The sequence below is a fragment of the Micromonospora sp. NPDC048947 genome, from assembly GCF_040649495.1.
GTDB classification, from domain to species: Bacteria; Actinomycetota; Actinomycetes; order Mycobacteriales; family Micromonosporaceae; genus Micromonospora; species Micromonospora alfalfae.
On sequence record NZ_JBEZFO010000008.1, the window covers coordinates 151,511 to 167,371 of the forward strand.

Annotated in this window: 17 protein-coding genes; 11 read left to right on the top strand and 6 right to left on the bottom strand. The window is 74.2% G+C overall.

The window, feature by feature from the left end; genetic code table 11:
• Positions 1 to 17: 17 nt before the first annotated feature.
• The 3 genes from AB0B98_RS14200 to AB0B98_RS14210 form a co-directional block, all read right to left on the bottom strand.
• Entirely contained in the window at positions 18 to 1,631 is a 1,614-nt protein-coding gene (locus tag AB0B98_RS14200; RefSeq protein ID WP_238667396.1) for a DNA polymerase Y family protein, read from the bottom strand.
• Positions 1,628 to 2,353: a hypothetical protein gene (locus AB0B98_RS14205; protein WP_357362901.1), complete on the bottom strand. Its 726-nt coding sequence runs from the start codon at positions 2,351 to 2,353 to the stop codon at positions 1,628 to 1,630. The genes AB0B98_RS14200 and AB0B98_RS14205 overlap by 4 nt, the downstream gene beginning before the upstream one ends.
• 102 nt (positions 2,354 to 2,455) lie before the next feature.
• Positions 2,456 to 2,905, bottom strand: coding sequence for an SAV_6107 family HEPN domain-containing protein (locus tag AB0B98_RS14210; protein ID WP_007463070.1), 450 nt, complete (start codon positions 2,903 to 2,905; stop codon positions 2,456 to 2,458).
• A gap of 444 nt (positions 2,906 to 3,349) precedes the next feature.
• Here AB0B98_RS14210 and AB0B98_RS14215 point away from each other — a divergent pair, with 444 nt between their 5' ends.
• The 6 genes from AB0B98_RS14215 to crtI are packed head-to-tail and all read left to right on the top strand — an operon-like array spanning position 3,350 to position 8,634.
• The gene (locus tag AB0B98_RS14215) at positions 3,350 to 3,838 is read left to right on the top strand and encodes a YbaK/EbsC family protein (RefSeq protein ID WP_357362902.1); all 489 of its coding nucleotides are present in this window, start codon (positions 3,350 to 3,352) and stop codon (positions 3,836 to 3,838) included.
• Positions 3,835 to 4,587: a monooxygenase gene (locus tag AB0B98_RS14220; RefSeq protein WP_357362904.1), complete on the top strand. Its 753-nt coding sequence runs from the start codon at positions 3,835 to 3,837 to the stop codon at positions 4,585 to 4,587. The genes AB0B98_RS14215 and AB0B98_RS14220 overlap by 4 nt, the downstream gene beginning before the upstream one ends.
• Positions 4,584 to 5,135 (top strand): GNAT family N-acetyltransferase, encoded by a 552-nt coding sequence (locus tag AB0B98_RS14225; protein ID WP_124817698.1) that lies wholly within the window; start codon positions 4,584 to 4,586, stop codon positions 5,133 to 5,135. The genes AB0B98_RS14220 and AB0B98_RS14225 overlap by 4 nt, the downstream gene beginning before the upstream one ends.
• The gene (locus tag AB0B98_RS14230) at positions 5,132 to 6,010 is read left to right on the top strand and encodes a carotenoid biosynthesis protein (protein ID WP_357362906.1); all 879 of its coding nucleotides are present in this window, start codon (positions 5,132 to 5,134) and stop codon (positions 6,008 to 6,010) included. Before AB0B98_RS14225 ends, AB0B98_RS14230 begins: the two co-directional genes overlap by 4 nt.
• The gene (locus AB0B98_RS14235; protein WP_357362909.1) at positions 6,007 to 7,134 is read left to right on the top strand and encodes a glycosyltransferase; all 1,128 of its coding nucleotides are present in this window, start codon (positions 6,007 to 6,009) and stop codon (positions 7,132 to 7,134) included. Before AB0B98_RS14230 ends, AB0B98_RS14235 begins: the two co-directional genes overlap by 4 nt.
• Before the next feature lie 12 nt (positions 7,135 to 7,146).
• Positions 7,147 to 8,634 (top strand): phytoene desaturase family protein, encoded by a 1,488-nt coding sequence (gene crtI, locus AB0B98_RS14240; RefSeq protein ID WP_357362911.1) that lies wholly within the window; start codon positions 7,147 to 7,149, stop codon positions 8,632 to 8,634.
• Positions 8,635 to 8,705: 71 nt separating this feature from the next.
• Here crtI and AB0B98_RS14245 read toward each other — a convergent pair whose 3' ends face one another.
• Together AB0B98_RS14245 and metF are read right to left on the bottom strand one after the other, a co-directional pair.
• Entirely contained in the window at positions 8,706 to 9,395 is a 690-nt protein-coding gene (locus AB0B98_RS14245; RefSeq protein ID WP_112582773.1) for a CDP-alcohol phosphatidyltransferase family protein, read from the bottom strand.
• Between the two features lie 44 nt (positions 9,396 to 9,439).
• Positions 9,440 to 10,357, bottom strand: coding sequence for a methylenetetrahydrofolate reductase [NAD(P)H] (gene metF / locus AB0B98_RS14250; protein ID WP_112623915.1), 918 nt, complete (start codon positions 10,355 to 10,357; stop codon positions 9,440 to 9,442).
• Positions 10,358 to 10,461: 104 nt separating this feature from the next.
• On the opposite strand from metF, the gene AB0B98_RS14255 reads away from it, so the two are divergent.
• The 3 genes from AB0B98_RS14255 (at position 10,462) to AB0B98_RS14265 (ending at position 12,235) form a co-directional block, all read left to right on the top strand.
• Positions 10,462 to 10,620, top strand: a complete 159-nt coding sequence (locus AB0B98_RS14255) for a hypothetical protein (RefSeq protein ID WP_357362913.1) — start codon at positions 10,462 to 10,464, stop codon at positions 10,618 to 10,620.
• A 133-nt stretch (positions 10,621 to 10,753) separates the two neighbouring features.
• The gene (locus AB0B98_RS14260) at positions 10,754 to 11,143 is read left to right on the top strand and encodes a helix-turn-helix domain-containing protein (protein WP_357362915.1); all 390 of its coding nucleotides are present in this window, start codon (positions 10,754 to 10,756) and stop codon (positions 11,141 to 11,143) included.
• 9 nt (positions 11,144 to 11,152) lie between these two features.
• Positions 11,153 to 12,235 (top strand): polyprenyl synthetase family protein, encoded by a 1,083-nt coding sequence (locus tag AB0B98_RS14265; protein WP_238667403.1) that lies wholly within the window; start codon positions 11,153 to 11,155, stop codon positions 12,233 to 12,235.
• Positions 12,236 to 12,333: 98 nt separating this feature from the next.
• Here AB0B98_RS14265 and AB0B98_RS14270 read toward each other — a convergent pair whose 3' ends face one another.
• The gene (locus AB0B98_RS14270; RefSeq protein WP_091408069.1) at positions 12,334 to 12,723 is read right to left on the bottom strand and encodes an Rv2175c family DNA-binding protein; all 390 of its coding nucleotides are present in this window, start codon (positions 12,721 to 12,723) and stop codon (positions 12,334 to 12,336) included.
• Between the two features lie 188 nt (positions 12,724 to 12,911).
• Between AB0B98_RS14270 and pknB the strand changes: the two genes are divergently transcribed.
• Entirely contained in the window at positions 12,912 to 14,900 is a 1,989-nt protein-coding gene (pknB, locus tag AB0B98_RS14275; protein ID WP_357362917.1) for a Stk1 family PASTA domain-containing Ser/Thr kinase, read from the top strand.
• Positions 14,900 to 15,769: a deoxyribonuclease IV gene (locus AB0B98_RS14280; protein WP_238667405.1), complete on the top strand. Its 870-nt coding sequence runs from the start codon at positions 14,900 to 14,902 to the stop codon at positions 15,767 to 15,769. Before pknB ends, AB0B98_RS14280 begins: the two co-directional genes overlap by 1 nt.
• Positions 15,770 to 15,861: the final 92 nt, after the last annotated feature.

Here is a 15,861-nt window from a genome sequence, read left to right on the forward strand (position 1 = left end):
ACCTGGGGAGCACCGGCTCAGTCATAGATCGCCTCCACCAACCACTGCCCGGCCTCGACGGCCAGCAGCAGGGCGGCACCGTCGGCCAGGCTGACCTGGAACCGGGCCCGTCGACGGGCCTCGACCGGCGCCCACCACCGCTCGTCCACGGGCCACGGGCCGGCCCAGCCCACGATCTCCGCCGGCTGGCCGGTGCCGACCACCAGCCGAGCCGGTGGGGCGCTCACCGCCAACCGCGCGCTGATCACCACCGGCTCGCCGGCGGCGTCGTGCACCGTCGCCGCGAGCGGGTTGGGCAGCACCACCGCCGGCGCGGGCGCCGGCAGCCGGCCCGGCCACGGCGGAGCCCCGCCTCCACCCCGGCCGGTGCCCGGGTCGGCGCCGGCATCGGCCGGCGGGCCAGGGCGGGCGGGGACGCGTTCGTCGCCCCACGGCACCAGTCGCACCTGGTCGGCCGGGGAGCGCCCACCACCGAGCACCGCGGTGACCACCGCTTCCGGGCCGAGGATGCCCTGCACCCGGCTCAACGCCCGGTGCGCGCGTTCCCGCTCCTCGCCGGTCTCCCCCCAGAGGCCGGCCTGCAGACCGGCCTGGGCGATCACCCCGTCCGGTATCAGTCGCAGCCGGATGATGCCGGCCGTCGGTCGGGCCGGCCGGGCACCGGCGCGGCCGTTGCTGCCGGAGAGCCACCCGTCGAGCTGCCAGCGCACCCGGTCGGCGATGGCCGAGGCGGTGAGCAGGCCATCGTGCCGCCACACCCGGTGCAGCTCCTGACCGTGCTCGGTGACCGCCTCGATGCCGAGCCGGGTGCAGGCCAGCCCGTGCCCGGCCAGCCGTTCGTGCAACCGCTCGGCCAGCGCCCGGGCCACGAACGCCGCCGCGTCGACCCTGTCGATCGGCTCGTCGTGCTCGGCGGTCACCGTCAGGTCGGCCGGCGGCTGCCGGACGGCGAGTGGGCGGTGGTCCCGCCCGGCGGCCAGCCGGTGGGCCAGCGCACCGTCGAACCCGAACCGGGCCAGCACGTCGCCGGCCGGCAGGGCGGCGAAGTCGCCGAGGGTGCGTACGCCCAGCCGACGCAGCAGGTCGGCCAGCGCCGACCGGCCGAGCGCCTCGACCGGCAACCCGGCCAGGAACTCCGGTGTCCCACCCGGTGCCACCACCCGGCCGGCGCGAGCGGCCAACCCGGCCGCGAACACTCCGTCGGCGATGCCGACCTGGCTCTCCACCAGGCACGACTGCGCCACGTGCTCGATGATCCGCTCAGCGGCCGCCTCCTCACCACCGAGGTAGCGGCCCGGCCCCCGGGCGGCCACCGCGCAGGCCCCCGGACGGACCACCTCGACGCCGGCGACCAACTCCTCCACCGCGGCGACCACCGGCTCGAACGCCCGGGCGTCCCGGCCGGGGTCGTACTCCACGACGGTGAGCTGCGGGCAGCGCCCCTGCGCCTCCCGCTTGCGCAGCCCTCGACGCACCCCCTCGGCGCGGGCCCGCTCGGAGCAGGCGACCACCCGATTGGCGTGCAGCACGGCGACCGGGCCGGTCGCCGGCACCCCGTCGACGATCTCGGCGGCGAGCACCGGCCAGTCCGGGCACCACAGCAGCAGCGTGCGTGCCGGCGCGCCGGTCATCCCCGACCGACCAGCGCGAGTGGCGCGGCCGATCGGCCCACGGGCGACGGCAGCGTACGAGGGATCACCCGGGTCAGCTCGTCACCGGGGAGCCAGACCTTGATCTCCTTGGGCCGGGCGGCCGCCCCGCGCCCGCGCGCCGAGACGGTGATCTCCCGGCGGCGCAACCGCCCCCGGCCCAGCCCGAGACCCTCCCAGACTCCCCGGACCACCTGCAGCGTCACATCCGCGCCGTCCCACCGGCCGTACGGGACGAGCACGCTGCCGCGCTGCCGGGCCCGGGCCGCCAACCGGGTGGCGACCGAGGCGGAGACCGAGGCCGGCACTGTGGTGACCACGACGTCCACCCCGTCGATCAGCGCGGCGACCACTGTGGCCCACTCGGGGCCGGGGTTCGGCACCAGGGCCAGCCGGTCCAGGGCGATGCCCAACTCAGCCGCCGCGCCCGCGCCGAACGTCGGCACCCCGACCACGGCGCACCACGAACCGGCCCGGGACGCCTCGGCGAGCAGGGCCAGCAGCAGCGAGGTGCCACCGCTGCGGCGGGGCTGGCCGGCGGCGACCGCGATGGTGCTGCCCCGGCGCAGACCCCGGTTGGGCAGCAGACCGGTCAGCTCGGGCACCACCGGCAGCACTCGGTGGCCACCGACCGGGTCGGGCGCGCTCGCCGGGCGCACCAGATCGGCCAGCGCGGCGGAACCGACCACCATGCGGCCCGCCATTGGACCAACTCCCCCGTCGTTGCTGTGGATCAGATCAGGACCGGCACGCCGTGCCACCGGCCGCCCGGCTCCCCCCGCGGGGCGGCCGGTGGCACGGCGGGATCAGGCGGCGAGGCCGTCCAGGGCCGGTTGGTGGGCCACGCCGAGCGCGGTTTCCACCACCGTGACGAACTGTTCGGCAGCCCGGAGCAGATCGTCGGCCTCCCGGGCGCTGACCACCCGGGGGATGCCGGCCTCGGCGGCGGCACGCTTGCTGGCCCCCGCGGCGAAGAACCGGGACCACTCGTCGAGCTCCGGGGCGACGGCGCAGAGGAGGACCCAGACGCTGGTGATCCGGTTGCGTCGACTCGGCGCGGGTCGGGCCCGGGCGGCGAGCAGAGCCGCCGCCGCGCGCAGGGCGGCCAGGTGGGCAGCTGCGTAGCGCAGGCCGTCAGGTCGGGTCTGGCCGGCCTCGACCAGCCCACGGCGGGCCAACGTGAGGAGTTGGGCGGGGGTGCGGTGCGGCAGCACGTGCGCCGGCACCGTCGGTGCCTGAGCCGGGTTGGTCGGCATGGATGTCTCTCCTCCACGTGGCCGAGACGTCACTGCGGTGGCTGATGCCACCGACGAGACGCCGAGGTCGGGTGGTGCGGAGGAAGACGCACCGGGTGTGGCCGGCCGGGTGTGGATGCTTCCCCACACCACACCCGGCCGGCGGACCGGCGGGTGCGTCGCCCGCCGCCCGGGGGTCGTGGGCGGTGGGCGACGCTCCTGCCTGTTGGGACCAGGCTCGCGACTGCCCGGAAACCCAGGTGCGGCCCGCGGAGCCGCACCGCCCGGAGGTGGCGCCGCGAAACGCCGCGCTCCGGCTGGTTGGAACGGGCGTTCGAGGCAATCGAACACTCGTTCTAACTGCTGCTGACAGTACACCTCCCCTCCGACGAAAATGCAACGTGTGACGCGCCGAGCGTGCCGGCCGACTGAACCGGCCACCAACGGACCGGGAAGAATGGCGGGATGCAGCCACACCCGAACGTACGGGCGGTGCAGGACGCGCTCACCGCCGCCGGCACGCTCGACGGCGCCGGTGAGCCCAGCATGGTCCGTCTGCTGCCCGACGCGGTACACACCGCCGCGGCGGCCGCCGAGGCGCTCGACGTCGAGGTCGGCCAGATCGCCAACTCACTGATCTTCGACGCGGACGACACGCCGTTGCTCGTCCTCACCTCCGGCGCACACCGGGTCGACACCGCCGGTCTGGCGGCATCGATCGGCGTCACCCGACTGCGTCGGGCCACCCCGGAGTTCGTCCGGGCCCACACCGGGCAGCCGATCGGCGGGGTCGCCCCACTCGGGCACCCGCACCCGCTGCGCACCCTGGTGGACACGGCGCTGGCGGCGTACCCGGAGATCTGGGCCGCGGGTGGCGTACCCCAGGCGGTCTTCCCGACCACCTACACCGAGCTGTTGCGGGTCACCGCCGGCACCCCGGCCGAGGTGGCGTGAGCGAGCGAAGCAGCAGCGCCGCTCCGGAACTGGTCACGCTGCACGTGTGGCGGACCTCCCGTGGCGCGCTGCCCCGGGCGCTGACCCGGATGGCGATGGACCCCCGCCGGTTGCGGGCCCTCCCCGGCGTCCGGTTCGGCAAACTGCTGGGCACCGGAACCGGCACCGACTTCGGGCCACGGGACGCCGACCTGACCCGGTGGGCGGCGCTGACCGTCTGGGACTCTCCCGCCGCGGCGGCCGGCTTCGACGACTCGCCGGTCGGGCGGGCCTGGGCGCGCATCGCCCACGCCCAGGCGCGAATCGACCTACGCCCGTTGACCAGCCGGGGCGAGTGGTCCGGCCAGCGACCGTTCGGCGACCCGTCGGGCGGCCGGGTCACCGGCCCGGTGCTGGCACTGACCCGGGCCCGGCTGCGGGCCCGCCGGGCGGCCACCTTCTGGCGGGCGATCCCGCCGGTGGCCGCCGCCCTGCGCGACGCGCCCGGCCTGCTGGCCCGGTTCGGGGTCGGAGAGGCCCCGCTGGGTTGGCAGGGCACGGTGAGCGTGTGGCGCGACCCGACGGACCTGGTGGCGTTCGCGTACCGTCACCCGGAGCATCGGGCGGCGATCATGCGAACCCCCACCGCGGGCTGGTACGCCGAGGAGCTGTTCGCCCGGTTCGAGGTACGCGACGTGGTCGGCGACCGGTCGGTGCTCGGGTGGGTCGCCGACGGCGGCCCGGAAACGGTGAAGGGTGGACGGGCATGAGGTTGGTGCGCTGGACGCCGGACGATCTCGTCCGGCGGCTGGACGACGTGGTGGCCGTCTACGGCGAGGCGATGGGATACCGCACCGACCTGCTGGAAGCCCGGCGCGGTTACATCGCCACCCACGTCCGCCGGCCGGGTTTCCGGGCGGTCGCCAGCCTGACCAGCGAGGGTCACCTCGCCGGCTTCGGCTACGGCTACCTGGGCGCTTCCGGCCAGTGGTGGCACGACCAGGTGCACCGCGCGCTGGACGCCCCGACCCGCACGCGCTGGCTCACCCACTGCTTCGAGGTGGTCGAGTTGCACGTCCGGCCACCGGCGCAGGGGCACGGCCTGGGCACCGGTCAGCTGCGCGCGCTGCTCGGCATGGCGGAGGGCGACACCGTGCTGCTGTCCACGCCGGAGGCCGACGAGCAGACCTCGCGGGCCTGGCGGTTGTACCGACGGTTCGGCTTCGTCGACGTGCTGCGCGACTTCCACTTCCCCGGCGACGAGCGACCGTTCGGCGTACTCGGTCGGGATCTGCCGCTCGAGCCACCGGCGTCATGACCCGGCGGATCTCCTGGACGCTGCTCGCCGTCCTGGTGCTCGCCCAGATCTGCTACCCGCTCACCACCGGCGCCACCCGGGCGGGGCTCACAGTGGCCACCGTCGTCCTCGGTTGGCTGCTCTCGGTCGGCCACGCGCTGCTCAGCCGGGGCCCACGGGTGGCGGCGGCGCTGGTCGCGGTGGCCACCGGCGGCGGGTTCGCGATCGAGGCGATCGGGGTGGCCACCGGCGTGCCGTTCGGCAGCTACGACTACTCCGGAGAGCTGGGCCCCAAGCTGGCCGGCGTGCCGCTGATCATTCCGTTGGCCTGGACCTGGATGGCCTGGCCGGCCTGGCTGGCAGCGGTCCGACTGACCGGCGGCACTGCCGCAACGGCGGGCGGCAGCGGGCCGACAGCCGGCGGCAGCGGGCCCGCTGTGGGTCGATGGGTGGGGCGGATCGCGCTGGCCACCGTGGGGCTGGCCGCCTGGGACCTCTTCCTCGACCCGCAGATGGTGGCCGAGGGCTACTGGGTCTGGCGCGACGCCACCCCGGCCCTGCCCGGCCTGGCCGGCATCCCGGTCAGCAACTACCTGGGCTGGCTGCTGTTCGCGGTGCTGATGATGAGCGCGCTGCGCCCGCTGGCCGGGTCGGCCGCCGCGCACACCGATCGGCGGGACCACCCGATGGTCGCGCTGTACCTGTGGACGTACTTCTCCAGCATCCTGGCCCACGCCGTCTTCCTCGACCTGCCCGCCTCGGCGCTCTGGGGCGCCGCCGGCATGTCGGTGACCGCCGTACCCCTGACGGTGACCCTCCTGCGTGCCCGCCGGGGCGGTGACTCCGGTCGGGAGGCCCACCAGCCACACCGCCCCGGCGTCGACGCGACCCGATGACCGTCCTGCTCGCCCTGCTCATCGCCGTCGCCGCGTTGACCGGGCACACCTGGCTCAACGCCACCCGGTGGCTGCGCCGACCCACCGACCGGCCCGACGACGTCGACGAGCCGGTCACAGTGCTGCTGCCGCTGCGCGACGAGGCCACCCGGGTCACGCCCTGCCTGCGCGCCCTACTGGCCCAGCGGGGCGTACCAGGGCTACGCGTCGTGGTCCTCGACGACGGGTCCACCGACGGCACCGCCGACGTGGTCCGCGCGGTGGCCGGCGACGACCCCCGGGTCACGCTGCTCACCGGGGTCGCCCCACCGCCGGGCTGGCTGGGCAAACCGCACGCCTGCTGGCAGTTGGCCACCCGGGCCGACCCGGACGCCACCGCGCTGGTCTTCGTCGACGCCGACGTGGTGCTCGCCCCGCACGCCGTGGCCGCTGCCGTCACCGAGTTGCGCGCCGCCCGGGTGACGCTGCTGTCGCCGTACCCCCGGATCGTGGTGGCGACGGCCGGCGACCGGTTGGTGCAGCCGCTGTTGCAGTGGCTCTGGCTGACCTTCCTGCCGCTGCGCGCGATGGAACGCTCGTCGCGGCCGTCGCTGGCCGCGGCGGGCGGGCAGTTCCTGGTGGTGGACCGGGCCGGCTACACCGCCGCCGGCGGGCACGCCGCGGTCGCCGACAAGATCCTGGAGGACGTCGAGCTGGCCCGGGCGGTCAAGCGGGCCGGTGGGCGGATCGCCCTGGCCGACGGCTCCCGGCTGGCCACCTGCCGGATGTACGACAACTGGCCGCAACTGCGCGACGGGTACTCGAAGTCGCTCTGGGCGTCGTTCGGGCACCAGGGCGCGGCGGCAGCCGTGGTGGCGGCGCTGCTGCTGCTCTACACCGCCCCACCGCTGATCGCGCTGACGGGTGCGGCGGCCGGCGCACCGAGGGTGGCCGCCGTGGGCCTGGCCGCGTACGTGCTCGGGGTGGCCGGGCGGGTGCTCACCGCCCGCGCGACCGGTGGCCGGTGGTGGCCCGACGCGCTCGCACACCCCGTGTCGGTCGTGGTCCTCGGTTGGCTGACCCTGCGGTCGTACCATCTGCGAAAGCGACGCCGCCTGACCTGGCGGGGCCGCCCGGTCAGCTAGGGAGGACGCGGCATGGCGCGGATCGTGGTCGTCGGCGCCGGGGTGGGTGGCCTCGCCACCGCCGCCCGGCTGGCCGCTACCGGGCATCAGGTGACCGTCTTCGAGCGGGCCGACACGGTCGGCGGCAAACTCGGCCGGTACGCGCACGACACCCCGGCCGGGTCGTTCCACTTCGACACCGGGCCGAGCCTGCTCACCCTGCCCGAGGTCTTCCACGACCTGTTCGAGGCGACCGGGGCGAAGCTCGACGAATACCTGGACCTGGTCGGACTGGACCCGATCGTCCGACACGTCTTTCCCGACGGTGGCCCGACCCTGGACTCGTGCGCCGACCCGGCGGAGTTCACCGCCCGGATCGGGGCCGCGTTCGGTGACCGGGCGGCAGCCGACTGGCAGCGGCTGTGGCGCCGAGCGGCGCGGGTGTGGCAGGCCTCCTCACGGGACATCCTGCGTCGTACCGTCGACTCCCCCCGCGACCTCGCGTCGCTGGCCTGGCGCGTCGGCGACCTGGCCGCCATCGCCCCGGGCCGCAGTCTGCGCGGCCTGGGCCGCCGGCACCTGTCCGACCCGCGGCTGCGGATGATGCTGGACCGGTACGCCACCTACACCGGCGCCGACCCACGTCGGGCACCGGCGGCGCTGGTCGCGGTCCCCTACGCCGAGCTGGCCTTCGGCGGCTGGTACCTGCGCGGCGGGCTGGGCACGCTCGCCGACGCGCTGCTGACCCGCTGCCTGGACCTCGGCGTGGTCGTGCAGACCGACGCCACTGTCACACGGATCGACGCCACCGGCGGCCGGGTGCACGGGGTACGCCTCGCCGGCGTCACCACCCCGGTGCCCGCCGACGTGGTGGTGGCCAACGTGGACGCGCTCACCGTCTACCGTGACCTGCTGCCGCACCCGCGTCGGCTGGCCGCGCTGACCGACCGCAGCCTCGCCGGCTTCGTGCTGCTGCTCGGCGTCTCCGGCAGCACCGGGCTGGCCCACCACAATGTCTTCTTCCCGGACGACTACGACGCCGAGTTCGACGCGGTATTCGGTGACCCCGGGCGCGGTGTACGGGCCCGGCCGGCGGCCGACCCGGCGGTGTTCGTCACAGTGGCCGACGACCCGATGGTCCGCCCAGCCGGACACGAGGCGTGGTTCGTGCTGGTCAACGCCGCCCGGCAGGGCACCGCCGCGGGCGCTGTCGACTGGCGACGCCCGGGGCTGGCCGACGCGTACGCCGACCGGATCCTGGACGTGTTGGCGCGGCGCGGCGTGGACGTGCGTGACCGGTTGCTGTTCCGCGAGATCCGTACCCCGGCCGACCTGGACGTGGCGACCGGCGCGCCAGGTGGCTCGATCTACGGCACCGCCGGTGGGCTGCTCCGCCCGGCGAACCGAGGGCCGGCGAACGGGCTGTGGCTGGTGGGTGGCTCGACCCACCCGGGCGGCGGGTTGCCGATGGTGACCCTCTCCGCGCAGATCGTCGCCGACGAGATCGGCCCCGCCTGGTAGACCCCGCCTGCTCCAGCCGGCGCCTGTCCCGGCCTGCGCCTTTCAGCCGGTGTCTGCGGCCGCTGGCTCACTCAGTCGGCGTCGAGCAGGGCGCGGCGGATGCTGGAGAGCAGTTGCCCAAGGCCGAAACCGGCAAGCAGCACCCAGACCGCTGTCGCCATGGTGATGGTGCCGGCGGCCAGGTCCGGCTCGATCAGCCCGGCCAGCCCGGCGACCAGCAGACCGGCCAGCGCCACCGAAACCCGGGTGGGGCGTTCCCCCACTGTCACCGCGCCGATCTCCCGCATGCCGGCGGCGACCGCCCGCGCCCGGACGTACTCGTGCAACCAGGACAGCGCGCCGCCCGCGACGACCAGCCCACCCGGCGCGCCGACCAGCCAGAACGCCAGCAGCCACGCCACCTCACCGAGCCGGTCGGCGACCGAGTCGTAGACGTAGCCGAGCCGGGTGGTGCGGCCGGTGGCGACCGCCACCGCACCGTCCACGCTGTCCGCCACGGCGGCGAGCAGCACGAACAGCGCGCCGAGGAACGGCCCGTCCCCCGGCCGGCCCACCAGCAACGGTACGCAGAAGCAGAGCAGCACCCCGGCCACTGTGACAGCGGTGGGGCTGACCCGCAGTCGACCCAGCACATATCCGACGTGGTACGCGAATCGCAGCCAGGCGCGCACCACCGGCGCGGCGACCCGAGGGTCGAACCCGCCGTGCAACCGCGCCCACGCCGTGGCGTACTGATCCCAGTTCAGCTGTGTGCCCACCACGGATCAACCGTCGTGCCGGGCAACAGGTGTCGCAGGCGCATCGTTCACACGCGGGCGCCGGCCTTCAGGTTCTGCCAGACCTCGCGGGTCGCGGTGGACCGGTTGAGGGTGATGAAGTGGATCCCCGGCACGCCCTCGTCCAGCAGCCGGCGGCACATCTCGCTGGCCTGCTCGATGCCGAGCCGGCGGACGGCGTCCGGGTCGTCGGCGACGCGTTCGAAGCGGGCCGCCAACGCCGGTGGGAACGGCGCACCGGACAGCTGCACGGATCGCTCGATCGTGCTGAACTGGGTCACCGGCATCACGCCGGCCAGGATCGGGGTGTCACAGCCGGCGGCGGCCACCCGGTCACGTAGCCGCAGGTAGTCGTCGGCGTCGAAGAACATCTGGGTGACCGCGAACTCCGCGCCGGCCCGACACTTACGGACGAACTGGGCAGTGTCGCTGGCCACATCGGGCGAGCGCGGGTGCTTGTACGGGAAGGCCGCCACGCCGACGCTGAAGTCGCCGGCGTCACGCACCAGCCGGACCAGGTCCTCGGCGTAGTCCACGCCCTCGGGGTGACGGATCCACTCACCGCCCGGGTTGCCCGGGGGGTCGCCACGAACAGCCAGCACGTTGCGCACCCCCACCCCGGCGAGCCGGCCGACCACGTGCCGCAGCTCGGCGACAGAGTGGTTGACAGCGGTGAGGTGGGCCATCGGCAGCAGGGTGGTCTCGGTGGCGATCCGCTCGGTCACCGCCACTGTGGTGTCCCGGGTCGAGCCGCCGGCGCCGTACGTGATCGACACGAACGACGGGCGCAGCGACTCCAGCTCGCGGATGGCCTGCCAGAGCAGCTGCTCCCCCGCCTCGGTCTTGGGCGGGAAGAACTCGAACGAGAAGGTCGGCTGGTGCTCACGGATGAGCTCCCCGATCGCCGGCTGCGGATTGGGGAGTGTCGAGGGAAGACCGAGCGCCACGACCCGACTCTAGCGGTCGATGGCACCAGGACCCAGGCCCTTCCCACCCAGCGGCCGGTGCCGCCCGGTCCGGTGGGCGGCCTCACCAGGTCTGCCGTGAAGCGGTGGGCGGCTTCGCCCGGGTCCGCCGTGAGCCGGTGGACGGCGTCGCCCGGGTCCGCCGTGAGCCGGTGGACGGCGTCGCCCGGGTCCGCCGTGAGCCGGTGGGCGGTGTCGCACCGCGCCTCGACCGACGGCGGAAAGGCGTCGTACCTCCGCTGTAGGAAGGGACGGTGCGGGAGGGGCGGCGGGGGTGGCCCCTGACCCCGCGCGGGGGTCAGCAACCGAGCGGTGACGCCGGCCCCGTCCGGTCGGGCGGGTGGGTCGTCACCGCACCGACGCCCGCCAGGAGGACAGATGATCCCGCCCGCATCGCCGCGCCCCGCGCAGCTCGGGCCGCTGCTGGCCCGGCGCCGACTGGCCCGTGGCTGGAGCCAGCAGCGAGCCGCCCTCGAGTTGTGTGCCGCCGCCGGGGTGCCGACGCTGAGTCGGCACGAGGTGTCCCGGTGGGAGCGACAGCGTCGCGTGCCGGGCGGGTTCTGGCTCGGCTGGCTCGCCGTCGTCCTGGACGTGCCGCTGGTGGTGCTCGCGGAGGCCGCCGCGGCGACCCGTCGAGCCGGCTCGACGCGGGCCACCGGGCCGGGCCGCGCCGCGGCGGCCGGCGCGCGACCGGCCGGGCGGACGGGTCCCGGGCGCACCGGCGGGACTACGCGTGGCGGTGGAGCACGAGCACGGACGACCGGCTAGCGTCGGGGCGTGACCCACGCTGCTCCCGTGTCCCCCGTCGACCGCGCCGGCCTGCGGCAGCGGGTCGACAAGGCTCTCACCGAGTTCCTGGCCGGCCAACGGGTCCGGCTCGCCGCAGTGGACGAGGCGTTGGGTCCGGTGGCCGAGGCGATCGAGGCGTTCGTGCTCGGCGGCGGCAAGCGACTGCGTCCCGCATTCGCGTACTGGGGGTTCCGAGGGGCCGGCGGGCTGGACGGCGACCAGGTGCTGACCGCCCTGGCCGCGCTGGAGTTCGTCCAGGCCAGCGCCCTGATCCACGATGACCTGATGGACCGTTCCGACACCCGTCGCGGCGAGCCCGCGGTGCACCGACGCTTCGCCACTCGGCATCGGGAGGCTGGCTGGGGCGGCGACCCGGACGGTTTCGGCGACGCCGCGGCCATCCTGCTCGGTGACCTGTGTCTGGTCTGGTCCGACGAGCTGCTGCACTCCGCCGGCCTGGACCTGTGGTCGTTGGCCCGGGCCCGGCCGGTCTTCGACGAGATGCGCACCGAGGTCACCGTCGGGCAGTACCTCGACGTGCTCACCCAGGTCACCGGGGACACCTCGGTGGAACGGGCCAGCAAGGTCGCCCGGTACAAGTCCGCCAAGTACACAGTTGAGCGCCCGATGCTGCTCGGCGCCGCGCTGGCCGACGCGCCGGAGGACGTGCGGACGGCCTACTCGGCGTACGGGCTGCCGCTGGGCGAGGCGTTCCAGCTCCGCGACGACGTGCTGGGGGTCTTCGGCGACCCGGCGCTGACCGGCAAACCGGCCGGGGACGACCTACGCGAGGGCAAGCGCACCTATCTGGTGGCGGCGACGGTGGAGGCCACCGACGACGCGGGTCGTGAGCTGCTGCTCGGCCGGCTCGGCGACCCGGAGCTGGACGAGGACGGCGTGGCCCGGCTCCGCGAGGTGATCTCGGGAAGTGGGGCGCTGGCCCGTACCGAACAGCGGATCACCACACTCACCGACGCCGCCCTGGCCGCCCTGACCGCCGTCGACCTCGACACCGAGGCCCGCCAAGCCCTGGTCGACCTGGCCATAGCCGCAACCCGCCGGTCCGACTAAACCCACCCGCCCCCGCCTCCAGGCTTGGTCATGAGGTTGGCGGCCTTCGCCTCGGCGTGCCGCGCCACCAACCTCATGATCAACGCGGGGGTACGGAGTTAGAAGCCCTGGGCCTGGGCTCGGCGTTTCACCTCGCGGGCCTGATCGCCGGAGAGGGCGGCGGCTGGGGTGGCGCCGGGGAGGGTGTCGTCCGGCTCGTAGAGCCAGCGCAGGACGGCCTCGTCGTCGTAGCCGTTGTCGGCGAGCAGGTTGAGCACGCCGGGCAGGTGCTTGAGCACGGTCTGGTTGGCAACCAGGTCCGCTGGGATCCGGCGGACGCCGTCGCGGCGGACCGCCAACAGCTCCCGGTCACGGATCATCTGGTGCACCTTGCTGATCGACACGTCGAGGCGTTCGGCGACGTCGGGCAGGGTCAACCAGTCGGCCGGGTCGGTGGGGCCGGCGAGCTCCAGGCCGGGCGCGGCCTGGTCGGGTACGGGTTCGGTCACCCGACCACCCTGCCACGCCGCCGCCGCGACGAGCCACCGGCACCCCGGGCGGCCCTTCTGCGTCCTCTTTCCTGATCGTCGCTGACCAGCGAACAAGGGGCGGGAAACGCGTCGGGAGGGACCAGTTCGGTGTACGGCTGTAGCATCCTGTTCATCCTTCACCCTCTGGACACATAGACTGCCTGCCGATGGACACTCAGGTCGCCGACACGTTGCTGGGCTCGCTGATCGACGGGCGCTACCGCATTCGCGGTCGCGTGGCCCGTGGTGGCATGGCGACCGTGTACACCGCCACCGACGAACGCCTCGAGCGCACCGTCGCTGTCAAGATCATTCACCCGACCCAGGCGAGCGAGGCCCGGGCCCGGATCGCCAACTTCGTGGCCCGGTTCACCGACGAGGCGAAGACCATCGCCCGGCTGACCCACCCGAACGTGGTGGCGGTCTACGACCAGGGCACGCACGCCGGCCTCCCGTACCTGGTGATGGAGTACGTCCGTGGCCGCACGCTGCGTGACGTGCTGGCCGAGCGTCGCCGGCTCAACCCGGACGAGGCGCTGGCCATCGCCGAGCAGATGCTCGCCGCGATCGCCGCCGCGCACCGGGCCGGTCTCGTGCACCGCGACGTCAAACCGGAGAACGTGCTGGTCGCGGAAGCGCCTACCGGTGGCGTCGCCAACCTGGTCGACAGCGTGGTGAAGGTGGCCGACTTCGGGCTGGCCCGGGCGGTCGAGGCCAGCGCCGACGAGGAGCAGGGCAACCAGCTGATGGCCACCGTGGCGTACGTCGCCCCGGAACTGGTCACCGAGGGCCGCGCCGATCCGCGCACCGACGTCTACTCGGCCGGCATCGTGCTGTTCGAGATGCTCACCGGCCGGGTGCCGTACGACGGGGACCGTCCGGTGGACGTCGCCTGGCAGCACGTCGACCGGGACGTGCCGGCGCCCTCCACGCTGGTGCCGGGCCTGCCGTCGGTCCTCGACGACCTGGTGCAGCGGGCCACCCGCCGCGACCCGGGAGCGCGGCCCGCCGACGCTGGCGCGTTGTTGGCCGAGGTGCAGGTGGCCCGGGATCGTCTGGGCGACGCCAACAGCCACACCGCAGTACTCCGCCCGGTCAGTGACGCACCGTCGCTCTCCCAGCCGACCATGATGGTGGCGACGCTCCAGCCGGCCAACCGCCCGTCGTGGGCACGACTGCCCGAGGGCGCCAGCAGCCAGGGGCCGGGGCGGCGTCGCGCCGCCCCGGAGCCGGCGGAGGGCCTGGGCGCCCGGCTCGCCGCGCTGCGCAGCACGGTGCTGAGCAACCCCCGTGGCCGGCTGGCCGTCGCGGCGGTCGTCGTGACGCTGGGCCTGGTGGCCGCGCTCGGGGGTTGGTGGTTCGGCGTCGGCCGCTACACGGACGCTCCGCAGCTGGTGAGCCTGAGCAAGGCCGAGGCGCAGGCGAAGGCCGACCGCGCCGGGCTTCTCGTCAAGTACGCTGAGCCGCGCTTCGACGAGAAAGCCCCGAAGGACAGCGTGCTGGAGCAGGACCCGGCGTCCGCTGCCGAGATCGTCAAGGGTGGCACGATCACCCTGACCCTCTCCCTCGGTCCGGAGCGTTTCCCCGTACCGGATGTGATCGGCAAGGAGTTCGAGCTCGCCGAGGCGGACCTGGTCAACGTGAAGCTGGTGGTGGCCAAGGGCACCCCCCGCTACGACGACAACCTGCCAGCCGGGGTCGTGGTGGAAAGCTCCCCCAAGGTGGGCACCGAGGTCAAACCCGGTGCGAAGGTCACCCTCATTCTGAGCCGGGGCAGGGCGCCGGTGACGGTGCCGAACCTGGTCGGCAAGAGCCTGACCGACGCCCGGACGGCCCTGGCCCAGCTCAACCTGGTGCTGAAGGAGAACTACAAGGACTCCGACAAGCCGAGGGACGAGATCCTCGGCCAGAGCCCCGCCGATGGCGCCGGCGTGGAGAAGGGCACCGAGGTCAAGCTGGACGTCAGCAAGGGCCCGCCGCTGGTCGTCATGCCGCGGGTGATCGACCTGCCGTGCCAGCAGGCCAAGCAGGCGCTGGAGGGCCAGGGCTACCCGGTGACGATGGCGATCAACCCGAACGCCGTGGTCCGGATCCAGATCCCGGGCGAGAATTCGCAGGTGGCGCCCGGCACCCCGGTCACACTGACGTGCTTCTGATGCCGCCGATCTCCGCGCGACCGGTGGGCACGCACACTCCGACCTCGGGTGGGCTGGCGAAGGCTGCCCTGCCGTACGCCGACGCGACCGGTGCGCAGGTGGTGCAGGTCTACGTCTCCAACTCGCGAGGCTGGGCGCTGCCCAACGGCGACCCGGTGCAGGACGCGCTGTTCCGCGACGGTTGCGCCGAGCGGGGCATTCCCGCGTTCATCCACGCCGCGCTGCTGGTCAACCTCGGCTCGCCCACCCCGGCCACCGTCGAGAAGTCGGGTCAGACACTGGCCCACGCGCTTCGTCGGGGCGTGGCGATCGGCGCGCGCGGGGTGGTGTTCCACGCGGGCAGTTCGGTGGACGAGGGGCACGCCGAGGCGGCGATGGGACAGGTCCGCGAGGTGTTGCTGCCGCTGCTCGACTGGGCTGCCGACGCTGGCGGGCCGATGTTGCTTGTCGAGCCGAGCGCCGGCGGTGGCCGCTCACTGGCCTCCCGGGTGGAGCAACTCGGCCCCTACCTGGATGCGGTGGACGGGCATCCCATGCTCGGGGTCTGCTTCGACACCTGCCACGCCTGGGCGGCCGGCCACGACCTGGCGGCCGAGGGCGGCATGACGTCGACGCTGGACACCCTGGTGGCCACTGTCGGCGCGGACCGGCTGCGGCTGATCCACGCCAACGATTCGAAGGATCTGTGCGGCTCCACCCGGGATCGGCACGAGAACATCGGCAAGGGCAGCATCGGCGAGCCCGCCTTCGCCGAGCTGATGGCGCACCCGGCGACCGCTGGCGTCCCGATCGTGGTGGAAACCCCCAGCGAGAAGCACGTGGGCCACGCCGCCGACATCGCCACCCTCACCCGCCTGTCCCACCCCTGACCAACCCTGTTGATCAAGAGGTTTGCGTCACCCGGCGACCGGAATCTGACGCAAACCTCTTGATCACCGAGGTAAACGGGGGGTGGGGTGGA